The sequence below is a fragment of the Luteimonas pelagia genome, from assembly GCF_054776035.1.
In genome coordinates, this window is record NZ_BAAHCG010000001.1 from 756,531 (window position 1) to 776,434 (window position 19,904).

At 72.5% G+C, this 19,904-nt stretch carries 20 protein-coding genes, 1 tRNA gene and 1 riboswitch; of the genes, 11 read left to right on the forward strand and 10 right to left on the reverse strand.

All coding sequences use genetic code 11. The features are described 5' to 3' along the window. Nucleotides 1–77: 77 nt before the first annotated feature. The 3 genes from ACYU7H_RS03520 (at nt 78) to ACYU7H_RS03530 (ending at nt 2,565) form a co-directional block, all read left to right on the forward strand. On the forward strand, nt 78–773 hold the full coding sequence (locus tag ACYU7H_RS03520; protein ID WP_460812528.1) for a hypothetical protein: 696 nt from the start codon (nt 78–80) through the stop codon (nt 771–773). A gap of 167 nt (nt 774–940) precedes the next feature. After that, nucleotides 941–1,555 carry a hypothetical protein gene (locus ACYU7H_RS03525; protein ID WP_460812530.1) on the forward strand — a complete coding sequence of 205 codons (615 nt, stop codon included), beginning with the start codon at nt 941–943 and terminating at the stop codon, nt 1,553–1,555. Nucleotides 1,556–1,635: 80 nt separating this feature from the next. Continuing rightward, nucleotides 1,636–2,565, forward strand: a complete 930-nt coding sequence (locus tag ACYU7H_RS03530; protein ID WP_460812531.1) for a branched-chain amino acid transaminase — start codon at nt 1,636–1,638, stop codon at nt 2,563–2,565. Here the strand turns inward: ACYU7H_RS03530 and ACYU7H_RS03535 are convergent, their stop codons facing one another. From ACYU7H_RS03535 to ACYU7H_RS03560, 6 genes are all read right to left on the reverse strand, one after another. After that, complete coding sequence (locus tag ACYU7H_RS03535; RefSeq protein ID WP_460812533.1) at nt 2,566–3,915, reverse strand: sensor histidine kinase; 1,350 nt, start codon at nt 3,913–3,915, stop codon at nt 2,566–2,568. After that, the gene (locus ACYU7H_RS03540) at nt 3,902–4,585 is read right to left on the reverse strand and encodes a response regulator transcription factor (protein WP_460812534.1); all 684 of its coding nucleotides are present in this window, start codon (nt 4,583–4,585) and stop codon (nt 3,902–3,904) included. The genes ACYU7H_RS03535 and ACYU7H_RS03540 overlap by 14 nt, the downstream gene beginning before the upstream one ends. 422 nt (nt 4,586–5,007) lie before the next feature. Continuing rightward, entirely contained in the window at nt 5,008–5,949 is a 942-nt protein-coding gene (gene rimK, locus ACYU7H_RS03545; protein WP_460812536.1) for a 30S ribosomal protein S6--L-glutamate ligase, read from the reverse strand. Further along, entirely contained in the window at nt 5,946–6,404 is a 459-nt protein-coding gene (locus ACYU7H_RS03550) for an ATP-dependent zinc protease family protein (protein WP_460812538.1), read from the reverse strand. Before ACYU7H_RS03550 ends, rimK begins: the two co-directional genes overlap by 4 nt. 71 nt (nt 6,405–6,475) lie before the next feature. Next, a tRNA-Gly gene (locus ACYU7H_RS03555) sits at nt 6,476–6,549 on the reverse strand. Nucleotides 6,550–6,614: 65 nt separating this feature from the next. Further along, complete coding sequence (locus ACYU7H_RS03560; RefSeq protein WP_460812540.1) at nt 6,615–8,441, reverse strand: autotransporter domain-containing protein; 1,827 nt, start codon at nt 8,439–8,441, stop codon at nt 6,615–6,617. Nucleotides 8,442–8,601: 160 nt separating this feature from the next. Here ACYU7H_RS03560 and thiS point away from each other — a divergent pair, with 160 nt between their 5' ends. From thiS to ACYU7H_RS03580, 4 genes are all read left to right on the forward strand, one after another. Further along, on the forward strand, nt 8,602–8,811 hold the full coding sequence (gene thiS / locus ACYU7H_RS03565; protein ID WP_460812541.1) for a sulfur carrier protein ThiS: 210 nt from the start codon (nt 8,602–8,604) through the stop codon (nt 8,809–8,811). 78 nt (nt 8,812–8,889) lie between these two features. Beyond that, nucleotides 8,890–8,979, reverse strand: a riboswitch (cyclic di-GMP riboswitch). A gap of 179 nt (nt 8,980–9,158) precedes the next feature. Next, nucleotides 9,159–9,962 (forward strand): thiazole synthase, encoded by an 804-nt coding sequence (locus ACYU7H_RS03570; protein ID WP_460812542.1) that lies wholly within the window; start codon nt 9,159–9,161, stop codon nt 9,960–9,962. 31 nt (nt 9,963–9,993) lie between these two features. Further along, the gene (gene trmB, locus ACYU7H_RS03575; protein WP_460812544.1) at nt 9,994–10,728 is read left to right on the forward strand and encodes a tRNA (guanosine(46)-N7)-methyltransferase TrmB; all 735 of its coding nucleotides are present in this window, start codon (nt 9,994–9,996) and stop codon (nt 10,726–10,728) included. Between the two features lie 72 nt (nt 10,729–10,800). Beyond that, nucleotides 10,801–12,639, forward strand: a complete 1,839-nt coding sequence (locus tag ACYU7H_RS03580; RefSeq protein WP_460812545.1) for an SLC13 family permease — start codon at nt 10,801–10,803, stop codon at nt 12,637–12,639. Between the two features lie 23 nt (nt 12,640–12,662). Here the strand turns inward: ACYU7H_RS03580 and ACYU7H_RS03585 are convergent, their stop codons facing one another. Continuing rightward, entirely contained in the window at nt 12,663–13,016 is a 354-nt protein-coding gene (locus tag ACYU7H_RS03585) for a Rieske (2Fe-2S) protein (protein WP_460812546.1), read from the reverse strand. A gap of 120 nt (nt 13,017–13,136) precedes the next feature. Here ACYU7H_RS03585 and ACYU7H_RS03590 point away from each other — a divergent pair, with 120 nt between their 5' ends. The 4 genes from ACYU7H_RS03590 (at nt 13,137) to ACYU7H_RS03605 (ending at nt 16,191) form a co-directional block, all read left to right on the forward strand. After that, on the forward strand, nt 13,137–13,433 hold the full coding sequence (locus ACYU7H_RS03590; RefSeq protein WP_460812548.1) for a hypothetical protein: 297 nt from the start codon (nt 13,137–13,139) through the stop codon (nt 13,431–13,433). Nucleotides 13,434–13,436: 3 nt separating this feature from the next. Beyond that, nucleotides 13,437–14,177 carry a fumarylacetoacetate hydrolase family protein gene (locus ACYU7H_RS03595; RefSeq protein ID WP_460812549.1) on the forward strand — a complete coding sequence of 247 codons (741 nt, stop codon included), beginning with the start codon at nt 13,437–13,439 and terminating at the stop codon, nt 14,175–14,177. A gap of 60 nt (nt 14,178–14,237) precedes the next feature. Further along, nucleotides 14,238–14,654, forward strand: a complete 417-nt coding sequence (gene mscL, locus ACYU7H_RS03600; RefSeq protein ID WP_460812551.1) for a large conductance mechanosensitive channel protein MscL — start codon at nt 14,238–14,240, stop codon at nt 14,652–14,654. Between the two features lie 106 nt (nt 14,655–14,760). Further along, on the forward strand, nt 14,761–16,191 hold the full coding sequence (locus tag ACYU7H_RS03605) for a M28 family peptidase (protein ID WP_460812552.1): 1,431 nt from the start codon (nt 14,761–14,763) through the stop codon (nt 16,189–16,191). A gap of 6 nt (nt 16,192–16,197) precedes the next feature. Here the strand turns inward: ACYU7H_RS03605 and ACYU7H_RS03610 are convergent, their stop codons facing one another. From ACYU7H_RS03610 to ACYU7H_RS03620, 3 genes are read right to left on the reverse strand one after another with little or no spacing between them, the layout of a single operon-like run. Further along, the gene (locus ACYU7H_RS03610; RefSeq protein WP_460812553.1) at nt 16,198–17,457 is read right to left on the reverse strand and encodes a M61 metallopeptidase family protein; all 1,260 of its coding nucleotides are present in this window, start codon (nt 17,455–17,457) and stop codon (nt 16,198–16,200) included. Between the two features lie 47 nt (nt 17,458–17,504). Continuing rightward, nucleotides 17,505–18,305: a TrmH family RNA methyltransferase gene (locus ACYU7H_RS03615; RefSeq protein ID WP_460812555.1), complete on the reverse strand. Its 801-nt coding sequence runs from the start codon at nt 18,303–18,305 to the stop codon at nt 17,505–17,507. After that, nucleotides 18,295–19,809 carry an alanine/glycine:cation symporter family protein gene (locus ACYU7H_RS03620; RefSeq protein WP_460812557.1) on the reverse strand — a complete coding sequence of 505 codons (1,515 nt, stop codon included), beginning with the start codon at nt 19,807–19,809 and terminating at the stop codon, nt 18,295–18,297. Before ACYU7H_RS03620 ends, ACYU7H_RS03615 begins: the two co-directional genes overlap by 11 nt. Nucleotides 19,810–19,904: the final 95 nt, after the last annotated feature.

A 19,904-nucleotide genomic window follows, 5' to 3' on the forward strand; every position in this document is an offset into this window, starting at 1 on the left:
GCCGGATCGAACGGACCGGCGACGCGCGCGCGGGGAATCTGGCGGCACACCAGCCACGCGCCCAGCGCCCGACCGCCATGAACCGCCCGCCGCTCGCCACCGCCCTCGCCGCCGCCACGATCGCCGCCACCGCCGCCCTGCTCCCGGGTTCGCCGCTGGTCCGGGACGCACATGCCGCCACCGGCATCCAGCGCTGCGAAGCCGCCGATGGGTCGGTGGTCTACACCGACAAGCCCTGCGGCGCCTTCGGCGCGACCGCGACCCCCATGTCGGGCGAGCTGATGACGCGCGTCGCCCGCATCGCCCGGGAAGAGTCGCTCCGGGCACCCCAGGGCACCCCGGGGACCGGCGCCCATGCGGACGCCGCCTCGTTCCTTCCGGGCCAGGACGCGCCGGTGGGCAACACCACCGCGCGCCGCTCCGCCTCGGACGGCTGTGCACGCACGCCGACGCAGTTGGCGATGGACCTGCGCGGCTCGTTCGCGCTGCGCGACGTGAACCGCATCGCGGAGAGCTACCACTGGGCCGGCATGGGCAGCGACCAGGCGAAGGGCGTGATGGCGCGGCTCGAACAGCTGGCCACCGATCCGCTCATGGACACGCAGTTCTTCGACGCCACGATTTCGCTTGGCGGGTTCGCCGACGCCAGTGGTTCGTCCGGCGGATCGTCGTCCGGCGGCATCATGCAGTTGATGTTCGGCGAAGGCGGCGTCTCGCGCGTGGTGGACATGGACGTCGAGCGCTACCAGGGCTGCTACTTCGTCCGATTCTGAGGGGCGCCGGGCTGCCCACGACCTCCGACGGACACGACTGCACGTCCACGCGCAAGGGACCCGGCAAGGCCGGGTCCTTTCGCATGCGGCAGGCGGTTCCTGCATCCGGCGCCCGGTGTTCAGCGTCCCGGCTACCCCGCCCCGCCGCGGGCCGGTACGCTCCGCGCATGCCTTCCCCCCTTCCCGAACCCGGGACCGGACGACGCGATGCGAGGCGTGCCGCCCTGCTGCCCCTCGTCGTGATCCTCGCCCTGCCCGCCACGCTGGTGCCCACGGCACGCGCCGAGGCCGAGGTGCGGCGCTGCGTGACCCCGGACGGACGGACCCTGTACACCGACCGGCGCTGCGACGCGCTCGGCGCGAACCCCCGGACCGCATCGCCCGCCACGCCCGGCGTCGCCAGCACGCGGCTGTTCCGCGGGGGCTGCGCCCGCAATTTCCAGGACCTGATGTACGAGCTGACGACGTCCATCGATTCGGGCGACGTCAACCGGCTGGCGGCGCTCTACCATTGGCCCGGCATGTCCTCCGGCCCCGCGGAGCGGGTCATGCGCCGGCTCGACGCGATCGTCCAGCGGCCGCTGGTGGATGTCGTGCCGATCCAGGGAGCCGTGGCGGACCCGGCCGGCGCCTCCGTCGACGGCAACCTGTACCCGCAGGCCAGCGTGCGCGCCGCGCCCGTGGGCCTGCGCGTGGAGCAGACGCTGGCCAACGGCACCACCCCGGCGCGGACCGTGTTCGGCCTCCGCCGGCACATGGCCTGCTGGTGGATCCAGCTCTAGCGGCCTACCGGCCCACGGGCGCCGGCTTGGGCGAGAATGCCGGCTCCGCACCCGTCGGGTGCACCAGCGACCGGCGATCCATGCGCTATCCCGAGAAGATCTGGCACAACGGCGCCATCAAGCCATGGGCCGAGGCGACAACGCATGTGATGGCACATGCCCTGCACTACGGTTCGTCCGTGTTCGAGGGCATCCGCAGCTACGACACGCCGGACGGACCGATGATCTTCCGGCTCGGGGACCATGTCCGCCGCCTGTTCGCCTCGGCGAAGATCCACGAGATCGCGATGCCCTTCGCACCGGACCGCATCGAGGCGGCCTGTCGCGCGGTGCTCGAGGCCAACGACCTCGGCCGCGCCTACCTTCGCCCGGTGGCGTTCCGCGGGCTGGGCGGGTTCGGCCTGTCGGCGGACACGCCGACGGACGTGGCCGTCGGCGCCTGGGCGATGGGCGCGTACTTGGGGGAAGGCGTGCTCGAGGCGGGCATCGATGCCTGCGTGTCCAGTTGGCAGCGGTTCGCACCCAACACCATTCCCGCCGGCGCCAAGGCGGGCGGCAACTACCTGTCCGGCCAGCTGGTCGCGCGCGAGGCGCGCCGGCTGGGCTTCGGCGAGGGCATCGCGCTGGCGTCGACCGGCCTGCTCAGCGAGGGCGCGGGCGAGAACCTGTTCCTGGTCTTCGGCGGCGCGTTGCACACGCCGCCGGCGAGCGCCGCGCTGCTGGACGGCATCACGCGGCACACGCTGATCACCCTGGCGCGCGACGCGGGCATCGACGTGGTCGAGCGGGACCTGCCGCGCGAATACCTCTACCTGTGCGACGAACTCTTCATGTGCGGCACGGCCGCGGAGATCACGCCCATCCGGTCCGTGGATGGCCGCCAGGTCGGCGAAGGCCGGCCGGGCCCGGTGACGCGCCGGATGCAGGACCTGTTCTTCGGGCTGTTCGACGGCCGCACGCCCGACCGGCACGGCTGGCTTGATCCGATCGACACCGCCACGCGCGATTGATCAGGCATCCCCTGCGGGCGTGAATTCGAGCGTCGCCACCACGCCTTCTTCCTCGCCCGGCTGCACGCGGACCTGCCAGCCGTAGAGCTCGCACAGGCGGCGCACGATCGACAGGCCGATGCCGCCGCCCTGCGAGTGCTCGGCATGGCTGCCGCGGTATCCCCGCTCGAACAGGCGCGCCGCGTCCTCGGCGCTCAGGCCCGGGCCGGAGTCGATGACGTCCACGGAATCGCCCCGCAGGCGGACGATCACCTCGCCCTGCCGCGTGTACTTCACCGCGTTGCCGACGAGGTTGCCCAGGGCCACCGAGACCGCCGCCTCCGGCGCCTCCACCGGCAACGGCCCCGCGCCCTCGACGCGCAGGTCGAGCGGCTTGGCGCCCAACTGCGCACGGTGCACCTCTATCAACTGCTCCGCGACCCGCGCCACGTCGGTATGGCCCTGCCCGCGCTCGTTGCGCGAGAGCAGCAGCAGCGCACTGATGAGATCGGTGCACTGCTGTTCGGCGCGCTGGATGCGGAGCAGGCGCGCCCGGGTGCGTTCGTCGAGGTCGGGTCGCGCCAGCAGCAGCTCGACCGCGCCCTTGATCACCGCGAGCGGCGTGCGCAGCTCGTGGCTCACGTCGGCATTGAACTCGCGGTCGCGCTTGACCACGTCGGTCAGCCGCTCGGCGTAGTCGTCGAGGGCGAACGCGAGCTGCCCGACCTCGTCGTCCGGGAAGTGCGTGGCCAGCGATTCGGGTTCCGAGCTCCGACCGGACAGCCGCAGGCGCCGCGCGAGTTCGGAAACCGGGCTCATCACCCGAGACGCCGCCCACCAGCCGATCACCAGCGACAGCGCGGTGAACAGCACGACCACGCCCACCAGCGCGGTGTTGAAACGTTCCTCGCCCCGCTCGACCTGGCTCATGTCGTAGGCGAGGAAGAACCACGCCTCCGGCGACTTGCGCACGCCCAGCTTGTAGAACGACTCGGATCCGTCGTCCTCCAGCACGGTGATCGAATGGATGCCGTCCTCGAGCTCGTACCATTCGGGGCGGCTGCGCCGCAGGTCGTCGAACTTGTCGGCCGTGTAGAAGTAGCCGCGCATCTGCTCGACCGGCGCGACGGGCGCCTCGCCGCCGCTGCGCGCGTAGCGCAGCCACGACTCGTCGAGGTTGCGGTTCATCACGTCCTCGACCAGCTGGTTCTCCACCCGGTTGCGCACCCAGTTGGTGGCGAACGCGAGCATCAGCGTCAGGCCGAAGCCAAGCAGCACGAACGACAGGATGATGCGGCTGCGCAGCCGGCGCCGGAAGCGGGGCCGCCGGCGCCTCACGCGGACGCGCGGACCCGCGTCAGCTCCCGGCATCGGGCGGCGCGATCCGGTAGCCGATGCCGTGGCGGGTCTGGATCATCGGTACCTCGAAGGGCTTGTCGACGACCTGGCGCAGGCCGTGGATGTGCACGCGCAGCGAGTCGGAGTCCGGCAGTTCCTCGCCCCACACGCGGGTCTCGAGCTCCTGCCGGGTGACCACCGCCGGCGCCGACTCCATCAGCGCCTGCAGGATCTTCAGCGCGGTCGGGTTGAGCTGCAGCAGCTTGCCCTCGCGGCGCACCTCGAGCGTGTCGAGGTTGTACTCCAGGTCGCCGACCTCCAGCACCCGCGTCTGCACGCCCTTGCCCCGGCGCGACAGCGCGTTGAGCCGGACCTCCACCTCCTGCAGCGCGAACGGCTTGATCAGGTAGTCGTCGGCGCCGGAGTCGAAGCCGGCCAGCTTGTTGTCGAGCGAATCCCGGGCGGTGAGCATCAGCACGGGCGTCTGCTTGCGCGCCTCGTTGCGAAGCTTGCGGCAGACCTCCAGGCCGTCCATGCCCGGCAGGCTCAGGTCCAGCACGATCGCGTCGAAGTCGTTGACTACGGCCAGGTGGAGCCCCGTGACGCCGTCGGCGGCGAAATCCACGGCGTGGCCGCGTTCCTCGAGGTAGTCGCCGAGGTTGGCGGCGATGTCCTGGTTGTCTTCGATCACGAGGATGCGCATGGACGGTCCCGGTTGGCGGCTCGTCGAGCCGGTCGCGTGCTGGGCACGGTTGGAGTGCCGATCGCGTGCGCGGGTTCCCGCGATCGCACCAGCCGCCGGATTCTGCCAGACCGCGGCGCATGGCCGGCATGAACATGCGCGTCGCCGCACGTGCCCGGCACCCGATGCAAACCCGCCGCGCGGACAAAACACGGCCCGGACGGCGTGCCGTCCGGGCCGAAGGTATAACCCCGATGGCCGTAATCCGCTGCCTGGCACGCGGGGACGAGGACCCTGCCACGGTCGGCGACGATGCCGGCCGCGGCCTGCGCCAGGGGAGGCAGGATTGCGGAACGGGCACTGTACGCAGGGGTCGATTAAGGCGCTGTTAAACCGGCTTCGCCGGGCGACCCGGGCGGCGCGAGGCGACCGCAAGTCACTGATCAGACAGACTTTTTGCCCTTGGCGGCGGCGTCCCCGGCCCGCGCGGCCCGCAGCTTGGCGCTGCGCCGCCGCTGGCGTCCGGCCACGTACTCGATGATGTGGCCGGCCACGTCCACCCCGCTGGCGGCCTCGATGCCTTCGAGTCCCGGCGACGCGTTGACCTCGAGGATCAGCGGCCCCCGTTTCGAACGGATCAGGTCGACGCCGCAGATACCCAGCCCCAGCAGGCGCGCGGCGCGGATCGCTGTGTCCTGCTCCGCCGCGCTGGGCGTGATCGCGCGGGCCTTGCCGCCGCGGTGCAGGTTCGACCGGAAGTCGCCCTTCGGCGCCTGGCGGCGCATCGCGGCGATGACGCGGCCGCCGACCACGAAGCAGCGCAGGTCCGCGCCCTTCGCCTCGCCGATGAACTCCTGCACCACGAAGTTCGCGTACAGGCCGCGCAAGGCCTCGATCACGCTGCGCGACGCGGACGGCTTCTCGGTAAGCATCACGCCGGCGCCCTGCGTGCCCTCCGTGAGCTTGATCACGTGTGGCGGCGGGCCGAGCAGCGACAGCAGGTCGTGGGTGTCGTCGGGGTTGTCGCCGAACACGGTGACCGGCAGGCCCAGGCCCTGCGCGGCGAGGAGCTGGTGGCAGCGCAGCTTGTCGCGCGCGCGGAGGATCGCGTCGGACGGGTTCGGCGTGAAGCTGCCCATGAGTTCGAACTGGCGCAGCACTGCCGTGCCATAGCGCGTGACCGACGCGCCGATCCGCGGGATGACCGCGTGGTACCCGGTGAGGGTGGTGCCGCGGTAATGCATCGCGAAGCCGTCGGAACTGATGCGCATGTAGCAGCGCAACGGGTCGAGCACGCGCACGCTGTGGCCGTACTGGCGCGCGGCCTCGATCAGGCGGCGGGTCGAGTACAGCTTGCCGTTGCGCGAGAGGATCGCGAGCTTCATGCGGGGCGTTCGCCGGGGCGGCCGTGGAGGAACGAGCGTGACGGGTCGACGGTGAAGGCGCCGGCCATCGCGGTCCGGCCGAGCAGCATCGGGAAACGCATCCCGCGCCGGTCCGCCAGGTTCACGTCGACGTCCCGCACCACACCCGCCAGCGACAGTGGCGTGCGCAGGAACGCGCGCGTGCCGCGGTGGCCGCCCGAGTCGGTGACCTCGCGTTCGTCGAGCAGCGGCGCGGCGGCCTCGATCGGCGCCGCGCCCTCGGACGGCGTGAGGCGGAAGCCGACCCACGGCGCGCCCCCCTCGGTGAACCGCCACTGCGCGTCGACATGCAGCGCGCTGCTGCGCGCGCCGCTGTCCACCTTGGCGCGGATCGCGGCGATGCCGAGCGCCGGAAGCGCCAGCCATTCGCGCCAGCCGAGCACGATCAGGCCCGTCGGTTCCGTGCTGTCGCGCATCGAACCTCCCGAGGGGGCGACCGGAGGCGAAAACGGCGGCCGCCCCTCGTGGGACGGCCGCCGCCTGGACCTGGAGCGGGTGATGGGAATCGAACCCACGTTAGCAGCTTGGGAAGCTGCAGTTCTACCATTGAACTACACCCGCGAAGTGGCAAGTCTAAGCAGGCCGCGCGCCCCTTGGCAACGCGGTGCCCGCCGGCCTTTCCTGCGTCAGAAGCGCCCGCCGACCGTCGCGAAGACCGTCGTGTCGTTGCCGTGGTTCTGGACCGTGGTCATCAGGCCGAGGTCCGCGTCCAGGCCGAACACGGCCGTGCGCGCGCCGACCAGCACCGTGGCGTAGTCCTCGTCGAAGCGGTGCGCGGGCACCGCCCACGGCAGCGCGCCGGCGATCGACTGCGACATCGCGAAGGCTTCCTCCGGCGCGTCCTCGAACTCGCGGTCCCAGGTCGCCCGGGCGTACGGCCGGATCGCGCCGCCGTTGAACTCGACTTCCCAGCCGACGCTGCCGACGAGCGAGTCGAACGACTGCTCCGGGTAGGCGAGCGCGCTGGACTGGCTGCCCGCGTCGGCGGACTCGGCGTAGCCGTCGACCTCGATCCGCTGCGACAGCACCGACAGCACCGGGCCGTGGGACAGCGCGCCGGCGTCGAAGCGCCAGCCGCCGGCGAGGCCGACGCCGAGGTTGGTGCCGTCCGGCGAACCTTCATGCACGCGCGTGGCGGGGCCGAGCTGCACGACGCGATCGACGTCGAAGCCCAGCCGCGCATAGCTCGCCTGCGCCTGCACCCAGGGACCGTCGCCGCGCCAGCCGACGAAACCGCCAAGGGCCGCATCGCGCTGCTCGAACTCGCCGCGGTCGTCGCCGAAGTCGATGTCCTGGCGGCCGATGCCGGCGAACAGGCCCGCGACGATCGCGCCACGCGTCCAGTCGACGCCCAGCGTCAGGCTCGGCCCGCCACCGTCCATCGCATCGCCCTCGTCCTGCCGCTGGACGTCGCCCCGCACGTCCGCCCACCAGCGGGTGCCGTCGGCCGGCGCGCCGGCGTCGAGGCGTCCGCGCACGCGCTCGGCGCGCGAGCGGCCGATCGACTGCGCCGCATGCGGCAGCAACGCCACCTGGCGCGGCGCCTCGATGGTGGCGACGGCGAAGTCGGCGACGATCTCGTGCGCCGCGCCCGTGGGATGCACGCCGTCGGCGAACAGGTAGGTGTCCGGCGCATCCGGACCGACCAGCGTGCCGGGATTGCAGGTCAGCGACTGCGCGGTGACCTGCGGCTGGCAGGCGGTGCCGGTGACGTTCGCGAAGCCGTAGCGGCCCGGGTCGGCGGCCACCTCCCGAAGCAGCCCGAACGTGTCGAGCGGGATCACCCGCAGGCCGTTCGCCGCCAGCGCGTTGAACAGCGCCGAGTTGTAGCCGATGGACAGCTGGCTGCCGGTGGCCGACTGGCCCATCGCGGTGTACGCCGGCGTCAGGCCGAGGTCGGGCACCGTCGGCACCAGGACGTAACGCGCGCCGGCCGCCTGCAGCGTCCCGATGGCGGTCACGTGCGCGGTCACCGCGGCGCCGATCTGCAGCGGTGCGGTCGACGGATCGGTGATCGCGAACAGGTCGTTCGCGCCTGCCCATACGGTGTACAGCGCATCGGCATCCGCGCGCCCGCCGTTCGCGGCGAGGTAGGCCTGGACCTGCGAAGTCACCGACGGGATGGCGCCGAACGGGCCGGCGGTATCGGTGCCGGTGCGCGCGCCACCCACCGCGTAGTTGTCCCCGCCCTGGTTGGCGGGGTTGCCGTCGCCGCCGTAGTAGCCGGCCAGCCACTCCGCCCAGACCAGGTCCGGATTGGTCGTGAACCGGCCGAGGATCGCGGCCTCGGGCCCGGCGAACTGGATCAGCGCGGGCCGGAACGTGCCCGCGTCGGTCAGGCTGTCACCGAAGAAGACCGTGCTCGAGAAGGGGCTGTCGGCGAAGGCCGGCGCGCAGGCGAAGGCGAGGGCGGCGGCCAGCAGCCGGCGGCCGGGCCGGGAAGCGGAAGTCATCGATGGGATCCCCGTGCGGTTCAGTCAGGCGCTCCGGCGACGTACGCCGGCGCATGGCGGATCGTTCCACGAAGCCCGGGCCACGCTCAAGTGCCGGATGCAGGCGGGCGCCCGCCTGCGGGACAATGCCCGTCGACCCACCCGCAACGACGCCGATCCGATGCCCGACGACGCCATCCAGCTCAACGGCCAGCCCACCTCCGTGGCGCCTGCGACCACCATCGAAGCATTGTTGCGGCTGCAGGGCCTGGCCGGGCGCAGGGTCGCCGTGGAGGTGAACGGGTGCATCGTCCCCCGCGGCCAGCACGCGACCCACGTGCTGTCGCCAGGCGACCGGGTGGAGATCGTGCACGCGCTCGGCGGCGGCTGACGCCGGCCGGCGCGAACGATGCGCGTCGGTGCGCTCCCGACGGCACCAGGCAAAAGGCCGCGCGACGGCCATCCGCGGAACGGGAACCCGGCGATCCTCGGCGGGGGGAGTGGCCGGGGACCCGTAGCTTTGCGACCCCGGCTCGCGCCGGGTGTGCTTTTTGCGCACCGCGCGATGGCAATCGCGCGTGGCGGACGGAGTGTCGCCGAGGGCACAGGGGTGGACCCCCGGCCTTCCGCCCGCTCTTCGAACCCAACGACCCGCCGCGCTCGAACCGGACAAGACGCCGTCCCCGACCGACGGGCGGGAATCCGGGAACGACGAACGGCGCTGGTACCATGGCGCGCATGACCCAGCCCGCCCCCGGGCCCGGCGACGACGGACTGTCGATCGCGGGCCGCACCTACGGTTCCCGACTGCTCACGGGGACCGGCAAGTTCAAGGACCTCGACGAGACCCGCCGCGCCACCGAGGCCGCCGGCGCGGAGATCGTGACGGTCGCGATCCGCCGCACGAACATCGGCCAGGCGCCCGGCGAGCCGAACCTGCTCGACGTCCTGCCCCCCGACCGGTTCACGATCCTGCCCAACACGGCCGGCTGCTACACGGCCGACGAAGCGGTCCGGACCTGCCGCCTGGCGCGCGAGCTGCTCGATGGGCACGCGCTGGTGAAGCTGGAGGTCCTCGGGGACCAGAAGACGCTGTTCCCCGACGTGGTGCAGACCCTGGCCGCCGCCGAGACCCTGGTGGCCGACGGCTTCCAGGTCATGGTCTACACCAGCGACGACCCGATCCTGGCGCGCCGGCTGGAGGAGATCGGGTGCGTCGCGGTGATGCCGCTGGCCGCGCCGATCGGCTCGGGCCTCGGCGTCCAGAACCGGTACAACCTGCTGGAGATCGTGGAGAACGCCTCGGTGCCGATCATCGTCGACGCCGGCGTGGGCACCGCCTCGGACGCTGCGATCGCGATGGAACTCGGCTGCGACGGGGTGCTGATGAACACCGCGATCGCCGGCGCGAAGGATCCCGTGCGCATGGCCCGCGCGATGAAGCTGGCGGTCGAGGCCGGGCGCGACGCCTTCCTCGCCGGCCGCATCCCGCGCAAGCGCTACGCCAGCGCCTCGAGCCCGGTCGACGGGCTGGTCGGATGACCGCCTCGGACGCGTCGGCGCCCGGGCGGCCATGAGCGACGAGGCGCCGAAGGGGCGCGTCCCGCCCAAGCCGTTCACCGTGGCCGAGGGCCACCGCCGCGTGCGCAGCTTCGTGCTGCGGCAGGGCCGGTTCACGCCGGCGCAGCAGCGGGCGTTCGACGCGCTCTGGCCGAAGTTCGGCCTCGACTACGCGGGCACGGTCCGCGACTTCGACGGGGCGTTCGGGCGCCACGCGCCGCGCATCCTGGAGATCGGGTTCGGCAACGGCGAGGCGCTGCGCTTCTCCGCGGCGCAGGACCCGGCGCGCGACCACGTCGGCATCGAGGTGCACGCGCCGGGCGTCGGCCGCCTGCTCAACGCGCTCGAACAGGACGGGCTCGGCAACGTGCGCGTCTACCACCACGACGCGGTGGAGGTGCTGGAGCACGAGATCGCCCCGGCGTCGCTGGACGAGGTCCGCATCTATTTCCCGGATCCCTGGCACAAGAAGCGCCACAACAAGCGGCGGCTGGTGAACCCTGATTTCGCGGCGCTGCTGGTGTCGCGCATCGCCCCCGGCGGCCGCTTGCACCTCGCCACCGATTGGCGGGACTATGCGGAGCAGATGTGGGACGTGCTCGACGCCACCCCCGGGTTGGCGAACCGGGCCGGCCCGCGGGGCGCGGTGGCGCGCCCGTCGTGGCGCCCGCGGACGCACTTCGAGACCCGTGGCGAGCGGCTCGGCCACGGCGTGTGGGACCTGCTGTACGACCGCGTCGCGGCCTGACGCGCGACACGCTCGACGAACCACCCGCGTCCCGGGCCCGGGACCGACGACCAAGGGGCAGCCCCGGCCGCGATGGACACCGCGCTGACGCTCACCACCGACATGCAGATCGTGCTCGGGCTGGTGGGCTTCGTGATGGCGATGTTCCTGTTCGAGCGCATCCGGCCCGACGTGGTCGCGCTCGTGGTGCTCGTGCTGCTGGGCCTGACCGGCGTGGTCGCGCCGGAGGACCTGTTCGGCGGCTTCTCCGGCAACGCGGTCATGAGCGTGATCGCGACCATGATCCTGGGCGCGGGCCTGGACCGTACCGGCGCGCTGAACCGCCTGGCCGGTTGGCTGCTGCGGCGCGCGCACGGCGTGGAGCAGCGCCTGCTCCTGCTGACCTCGGCGGTCGCCGGCGTCAATTCGTCGATCATGCAGAATCCGTCGGTGATGGCGCTCTACCTGCCGGTCGCCTCGCGCCTGTCATCGCGCACCGGCATCCCGCTGTCGCGGCTCCTGCTGCCGCTCGCGGTGGCGGTGGTGATGGGCGGCACGCTGACCATGGTCGGCAATTCACCGCTGATCCTGCTCAACGACCTGCTTGTCTCGGCCAACGCCAACCTGCCCTCGGGCGTGGCGACGCTCGAGCCGCTGCGCATGTTCGCGCCGATGCCCATCGGCCTGGCGCTGCTCGGCGCGGCGCTGCTGTACTTCCGCCTGTTCGGCGACCGGCTGCTGCGGGGCGAGAGCGACAAGGGCGTGACGCCCGCGCGCACCCAGAGCTACTTCGCGCAGGCCTACGGCATCGAGGGCGAGGTGTTCGAGCTCACGGTCGGCGCGGACAGCCCGCTGGTCGGCATGACCGTCGGCGAGGCCGAGGCGCTGCACCGCGCGCCGCTCCTGCTGGCGCTGAAGAGCGGCAACGAATCACGCCTCGCGCCGCCGGCCGACACCCGCATCTGGGTCGGCAGCGTGCTGGGCGCGATGGGCCCGCGGCAGCAGGTGACCGACTTCGCGCAGAACAACTTCCTTCGCCTGTCCGCCCGGCTCCGGCACTTCGGCGACCTGTTCAACCCGAGCCGTGCCGGCATCTCCGAGGCCGTGGTCCCGCCGACCTCGAAGTTCATCGGCAAGACCGCCGGCGACCTGCAGCTGCGCAAGCAACGCGGCATCAGCCTGCTGGCGATCAACCGCGACAAGCAGGTGCTGCGCGAGGACGTGCGCAACGTCCAGCTTCGCGCCGGCGACATGCTGGTGCTGCACAGCATCTGGACGGACCTGGGCGACGCGGCCAAGGGACGCGACCTGGTCGTCGTCACCGACTACCCCAAGGGCGAACAGCGCCCGCACAAGTTCAAGATCGCGATGGCGATCTTCGCGCTCACCATCCTCCTCGCGCTGACCACCAGCCTGCCCGTCTCGGTCGCGCTGATGGCGGGCGTGGCCGGCATGCTGGTCGCGGGCGTGCTGCAGATGGACGAGGCCTATTCGGCCATCAACTGGAAGACGGTGTTCCTGATGGCCTGCCTGATCCCGCTGGGCTGGGCGATGGACACCAGCGGCGCCGCGGCGTGGATCGCGGGCCATACCCTCGAACGCCTGCCCGAAGGCCTGCCGATCTGGGTCATCGAACTGGCGCTGGCGCTGCTGACCTCGGTGTTCTCGCTGGTCATCAGCCATGTCGGGGCCACCATCGTGATGGTGCCGATGGCGATCAACCTGGCGCTCGCCGCCGGGGGCGACCCGACCGCCTTCGCGCTGATCGTGGCGCTAGCCGCGTCCAACAACTTCATGACCGCGTCCAACCCGGTCATGTCGATGATCACCGGCCCGGCGGACTACCGCAGCGCGGACCTCTGGCGCGTGGGCGGACCGCTGGCCGCGGCGTACATCGTCGTGGTGGTGCTGGCGGTCAACCTGATGTTCTGAGGTCCGCCGCCGCCGGCGCCGGCTCAGGCGAGCCAGACGCCGCCGTCGCGCACCGACACCGGCACCTCGCGCAGCGATTCACCCACGCACGGCCCCGCGATGCAGCGGCCGTCGCCCAGGGCGAACGTCGCCCCATGGACGGCGCAGACGAGGTCCCCGGCCTTCGACAGCAGGAACTTCCCCGGCGCCCAGTCCAGCCGCCTGCCGGCATGCGGGCAGATGTTGAACCAGGCCCGCACGTGGTCGCCGTCGCGCAGCAGGATCAGCGACTCCGCGTCCCCGTCGACGACCGCTTCATGCTCGCAGAGCGTGCCGTCCGGCAGCGAATCGAGTGCGACCAGCCACGCGCGCGTGCCACTGTTTAACGCTTCTTTCACGACTGGATCGGCCTCGGCCCCGATACTTGCCGGCCAGTGGCGACCGCCGGCCGGGCACGGAATTGTGTCACGGCCACGAAGACCGCCATCACGCACCGAATCCGAGAGAACGCAGGTTCCATGCACGTCCACGCCTTCCGCTTCGACTCCACCCGCCTCCATGCCCTGTTCGCGCCGCGCAAGCCGCGCAACCCGCTGCTGCGCCTCGGCGCCGCCCTGCTCGGCCTGGCGTTGCTCGCGGTGCTGCTGGTGGGCGGCCTGTTCGTGGGGCTGGCGATGCTGGCCGCGGGCGTGGTGCTGCGCCTGCTGAACCTGCGTGGCAAGCCGATCGCGCGGCAGCGCGCACGCGACATGGACGGCCAGGTGCTGGACGGCACGTTCCGCGTCGTCGACCGCCACTCCCTGCCCTCGCGCTGACGCGTGGCCGACGTCCCGGCAGGCGACGACGGCGCCGAATGCTTCGTCATTCCCGCCCCGCCCCGCCCCTCGCTGCCGGTCGCCGGCGGCGACGCGCGGTTCCCCGTGCGCCGGGTCTACTGCGTGGGGCGCAATTTCGCCGACCACGCCCGCGAGATGGGCGCGGCCGTGCCGGAGACGCGGGGCGACCCGGTGTTCTTCCTCAAGCCCGCCGACGCGATCGTGCCCGCGGTCGGCGACATCCCCTATCCCCCCGGCACGTCCGACCTGCACCATGAAGTGGAGCTGGTGGTGGCGCTGGGCGCGGACGCGCCCGCCGGCGCGCTCGACCGGGACGCCGCGTTGACGCTCGTCTTCGGTTACGGCATCGGCCTGGACCTGACGCGCCGCGACCTGCAGGCGCGCGCCAAGGCCGCGGGCCTGCCCTGGGACACCGGCAAGAGCTTCGACCACGCGGCGCCCGCCAGCGGCCTGCTGCCGGCGGCGGACGTCGGCGACCTCGCGGCGCGGACGCTGTCGCTCGAAGTGGACGGCGTCGTCCGCCAGCGATCCGTGCTCTCGAACATGATCTGGGACGTCGCGGACATCCTGGTCGCACTGTCGCGGCTGTACGCGCTGCGTGCCGGCGACCTGGTCTTCATGGGCACGCCGGCGGGCGTCGGGCCGCTCGAACCCGGCAACACGTTCCGCGCGACGCTCGACGACCTGCTGGTGCTCGAAGGCCGGATCGTCCCGGCACGCTGACCGCCTGCGCTACCCTGCGCCGACCGCCGGCCGCGCCGGCTTCGCACGAGGGGAGCACGCATGGGCATGGCCAGCGAATTCAAGGCGTTCATCGCACGCGGCAACGTCCTCGACTTGGCGGTCGCGGTGGTGATCGGCGCGGCCTTCGGCAAGATCGTCACCGCGCTGGTGGACGGCATCGTGATGCCGGTGGTCGGCATGGCGCTCGGCCGCGTGGACTTCTCGCAGCTGTTCATCGCGCTCGACGGCGAAGACTACGCGACCCTCGCCGAAGCCCGGGAAGCAGCCGCGCCCGTGGTCACCTATGGCGCCTTCATCCAGACCATCCTCGATTTCGTGCTGATCGCCTTCGTGATCTTCCTGGTGGTGCGCGCGTACAACCGCATGCACCGCAAGGAAGCCGCCGCACCCGCGCCGCCGCCGGAAGAGGTGCTGCTGTTGCGCGAGATCCGCGACGCGCTGAAGCAGCCACGCTGAGGACGCACCGGGTGCGCGCCGCCTACGCGGCGCGTGACCTGGGGCACACGGACGGGGTGGGCGGCGCTGCTAAGCTGCGGCGTTTCCCGTCGTCCGTGGAGCCCGCATGCGCCCTGCCCTCGTCCCGGCCGCCCTGGCCCTGGCCCTCGCGCTCGGCGCATCCCCGCTCCATGCCTCGTCACCGACCGCACCCACGACCATCCCGTCGACCGCGTTCGACGCCGCCGACGCGTTGCGAGAACAGGCACTGGCGAGCGACCTCGGCTACCGCATCACCGAATCGCTGACCACCGAGGTCGGCCCGCGACTGGCCGGCAGCGAGGGGGACGCACGCGCCGTGGCGTGGGCGGAAGCGAAGTTCCGCGAACTCGGCTACGACCGCGTCTGGACCGAGCCGGTCACCTTCCCGAAGTGGGTGCGCCGCGGCGAGTCCGGCGCCGTGCTGGGCGACAACGCGCAGCCCCTGGCGCTGACCGCCCTCGGTGGCAGCCCGGGCGGTACCGTCGAGGCCGCGATCGTGCGCTTCGCCGACCTCGCGGCGCTGGAGGCCGCCGCGCCCGGTTCGCTCGACGGGAAGATCGCCTTCGTCGACTACCGGATGGAACGCGCGCGCGACGGTGCGGGCTACGGGCCGGGGTCGGCGGTGCGCTCGCGCGGGCCGTCGGCCGCGATCCGTGCCGGGGCGGCGGGGTACCTGATGCGCTCGGCGGGTACCGATTCGCATCGCAACCCGCATACCGGCCAGACCCGGTTCGAGGACGGCCTCACCCCGATCCCCGCGGCCGCGCTGTCCAATCCCGATGCCGACCAGCTCGCGCGGCTGCTCGAGCGCGGGCCGGTCCGCGTGCGCATGGCGCTGGATGTCGGCTGGGGCGGCGAATACACCTCGCAAAACGTCATCGGCGAGATCACCGGCAGCGCGATGCCGGACGAGGTGGTGCTGATCGGCGGCCACCTGGACTCCTGGGACCTCGGCACCGGCGCCATCGACGATGCCGCCGGCATCGGCATCACCATGGCCGCGGGCGCGCTGATCGGCCGCATGGACGCGCGCCCCGCGCGCAGCATCCGCGTGGTCGCGTTCGCGAACGAGGAACAGGGCCTGCACGGCGGAAAGGCCTACGCGGCCGCCCACGCCGACGCGCTGGTGAAGCACCAGATCGCGGCGGAGAGCGACTTCGGCGCCGGACGGATCTACGCGTTCTCGACGGGCGCGCCAGGATGGGCGCGGGACGCCGAAGCCGCGATCGCGCGCGCGCTCGCGCCGCTGGGCATCGCGCATGCGCCAGGCACCGGCGGGCCGGGCCCCGACCTCATTCCGTTCGCGCAGAAGGGCCTGGCCTGGGCGCGCCTGGCGCAGGACGGCACGGACTACTTCGACCTCCACCACACGCCGGACGACACCTTCGACAAGATCGATCCGGACGCGGTGGCGCAGAACGTGGCCGCCTATGCGGTGTTCGCGTACCTGGCCGCGGAGGCCCGCGGCGGATTCGGCAGCGCGCCCGTGGCGCCCGCGGCGGACGGCGCGGACTGAGCCGCGTCAGCGCAGCAGCCGCGAATCCAGCACGCGCGACTCGCGGCCCATCGCCTTGCGCGCGGCCTCGCGCAGGCGTTCGCGCGAGACCTCCCGGTCGGCGAGCAGCGGGCGGACGACGTCGTCCAGGTCGCGGCGTCCGTCGGTCGCGCCGCGCACTTCGCGGTCGAGGTCGGCCAGCAGCGCCACCGCGCGCGCGGTGACCTCCCCCTTCGAGCGGTCGGTGGACAGGCGGTCGACATCCTCGCCGTGTTCGCGCATCCAGTCGATCGCCATGCCGGCGCGGCGCTCGCTCAGCAGGCCGGCGCGCCGGAGCAGTTCGATGGAGTAGTACTCGGCGATGCCCTCGACGATCCAGTCGTCGTCGTCGGCCGCGTGCAGGCGGGTGACGACGTGCACCAGCTCGTGCGCCGGCGTGCTGCTGCCGTTCTCGCTGATCAGCGGGCGGTCCGCATGGAGGAACAGCGAGCGCGGCCCGGACAGGCCGCCGCGCCACATCGGGTCGCCGGCCTGGACCAGCAGCAGCCGGGGCGGCAGCGCCCCGAAGGCGCGGCGCAGTTCGGGCGCCAGCGCGGTGACGAAGCCGAGCAGGTCCCCGCGGCGCGCGTCCTGCCCCACCGGCGCGGCGACGGCGATGTCGGTGCCGGCGACCCTGTCCCGCCGCACGCCCATCCGGCCGAACAGCATCCAGCCCTCGGGCCGGTCCATGCGCCGCTCCGGGTCCACGACGACGAACGCCTTGCGGTCGTCCGTGCGGGCGTAGGGCGTCTCCACGCTCCAGCCCTCGGGCAGGACGAAGCGCAGGCGCGCGCGCGCGTCGGCGCCCCTGGTCACGGTCGCCTGCATCGGCGGGAACAGGTCGTCGCCCCGCAACAGCGCCCAGTCCTTCGTGATCCGGGCGTCGTAGCCGTCGCCGCGGCGGCGGTGGTCGATGCGCACGCGATAGCGCAACGTGCCGCCGGCCTCGGGCGGCGTCCAGGTCACGCGCGAACCGTCGCGCGCCAGCGAGCCGTCGGCCTCGAGGTCGTGGTAGCGGTCGCGGTCCAGCGGCATCTTCAGCCGGATCAGGCGGCCGTCGACCGCGCGCGTCGACACCACGACCCGCGCCTCGCCGCGTTCGGGCGACAGCGCCACCCGGTAGTCGACCACGAACGACGGGCGCGCCGCCGCCCAGGCCGGCAGCATCGCGAGCACGAACGCCGCGGCCATGACCATGCGCAGGACCGGCCCGTGCGTGGCGATGCGGTCGGATGCCGCCTTGTCCATGTCGAATCCTCCAGCCGGCCCGCGCGTTGACGCCGCGCGGCGGCGCATCATCCCGCCCGGCGGCTGAACCATGCCGACATCAGCAGGGCGCCCGCGACGGCGACGTTCAGGCTCTCGACCGCGCCGGTCCCGGGAATGGTGACCCGCTCGTCGGCGGCGGCGGCGATGTCCGTGTCCAGGCCGACGCCCTCCGCGCCGAGGATCCAGGCCACGCGCGAGGGGACGGGCGCATCGGCCAGCGGCGTGCCCTGGCGGACGACCGTCGCGGCCAGCGTGAACCCCGCGCCGCGCAACTGCGCCATCGCGTTGTCGCGGCGCCCCAGCCGGACGAGCGGCACCGCCTCGGCGCCGCCCTCGGCCACGCGCGCCGCCGCGCCGGACAACGCGGGCGCCTCCTTCGGCAACAGCACGGCCGCGACCCCGAAGTGCGCCGCCGAGCGCAGCAGCGCGCCGACGTTGTGCGGGTTGCCGACGCCCTCCAGCCACAGCACGCACTGCGGCCCGTCCGCGGCCCCGCGCAGCCAGGGCCCCAGCGCGGGCATCGGCGCGCGCAGCATGTCGGCGACGACGCCCTCGTGGTGGGTGCCGCCCGACAGGCGCTGCAGGTCGTCCTCGCCGACCACGCGGTAGCCGATGCGGCGCTCGACGCACCATTTCAGCATCGGCTGCAGCGCCGGGATGCGCGACTCCAGCAGCCACAGCTTGCGCAGCGCGTCGGGACGGTGCGCGAAGGCCGCGCGCACCGCGTTCAGCCCGTAGAGCCGCTGTTCTTCCGGGTGCGCGGCGCCGTCGCGGGTCGCCGGCGGCGCCTGGCCACTGCGGCCGTGCCTGCGGGGTTCAGCGGCCATCGCCACCACTGCCGGGACCGCGAACCGGGCCGTCGACGTCCGGCAGGTCGGGCTCCAGTCCCACCTCGCGGCGCTCCCAGTAGTGCGCGTTGTCGATGCCCAGGGCCTTCGGGTCGAAGTCGTAGTCGACCACGCCGGCGCGCTTCTGGCGCTCGTAGTCGCGCAGCGCAGCCAGCGCCGGCTTGTGCAGGATGACGATCGCGATGAGGTTCAGCCAGGCCATCAGGCCCACGCCGATGTCGCCCAGCGCCCAGGCGCCGCCGGCGGTGCGGAACACGCCGACCATCACCGCGCCGATGATCGTCAGGCGCAGCAGCAGCACCAGCCAGGGCCGGTGCACCTTGCGGTTGATGTAGGCCACGTTGGTCTCGGCCATGTAGTAGTACGCGATGACGGTGGTGAACACGAAGAACAGCAGCGCGATCGCCACGAAGCCCTCGCCCCACCCGGCCAGTTCCGGCACCGAATCCACCGCGGCCTGGGTGTAGGCCGGCCCCGCCTCCATGCCCGGCAGGGCCTGGACGAGGAATCCGCCCTCCGGCGAGGCGACGTTGAACATGCCGGTCGACAGGATCATGAAGGCGGTCGCGCTGCATACCAGGAGCGTGTCGACGTAGACCGAGAACGCCTGCACGAAGCCCTGCTGCGCCGGGTGCTGCACCTCGGCCGCCGCGGCGGCGTGCGGGCCCGTGCCCTGCCCCGCCTCGTTGGAGTAGATGCCGCGCTTGACGCCCCACTCCACCGCCAGGCCGAGCATCGCGCCGAAGCCGGCATGCAGGCCGAAGGCGCTGTCGATGATCAGCGAGAACATCGCCGGCAGGCGGTCGGCGTTGAGCGCCATGATCGTGATCGCGACGAGCATGTACGCCAGGGCCATGAACGGCACGACGAACTGCGCGAACGTGGCGATTCGGGTGACGCCGCCGAAGATGATCAGGGCGAGCGCGACGGCGACGACGACCGCCATCAGCAGCGGCGGGATGTCGAAGGCGACGTTCATCGCAGTCGCCAGCGTGTTGACCTGCACCACCGGCAGCAGGAAGCCGCAGGCCAGCACCGTGACCACGGCGAACAGCCACGCGTACCACTTCAGGCCCATGGCCTTCTCGATGTAGTACGCCGGGCCGCCTCGGTAGCGCCCCTCGTCGTCCTTTTCCTTGTAGATCTGCGCCAGCGTGCATTCGATGTAGGAGGTGGCCGCGCCGAGGAAGGCCATCATCCACATCCAGAACACCGCGCCCGGGCCGCCGAAGGCGATGGCGGTGGCCACGCCGGCGATGTTGCCGGTGCCCACGCGCCCGCTCAGGGACATCGCCAGCGCCTGGAACGAGGACACGCCCGAGTCCGACGCCTTGTTGTTGAGCATCAGCCGGATCATCTCGGGGATGCCGCGCACCTGCATGAAGCGCGTGCGGATCGAGAAGTAGATGCCGAGCGCGAGGCACAGCACCACCAGCGGCAGGCTCCAGACGATGCCGTTGACGGCGTTGATCAATTGTTCCACGTGCCCCTCCCGGTCAGGCCAGGCCGCGCCGGCCCCGGCACGGGGCGGACGGCGGCGGAGCCGGCACCTTAACCGGATCGCCCCCGCGGCGCGAA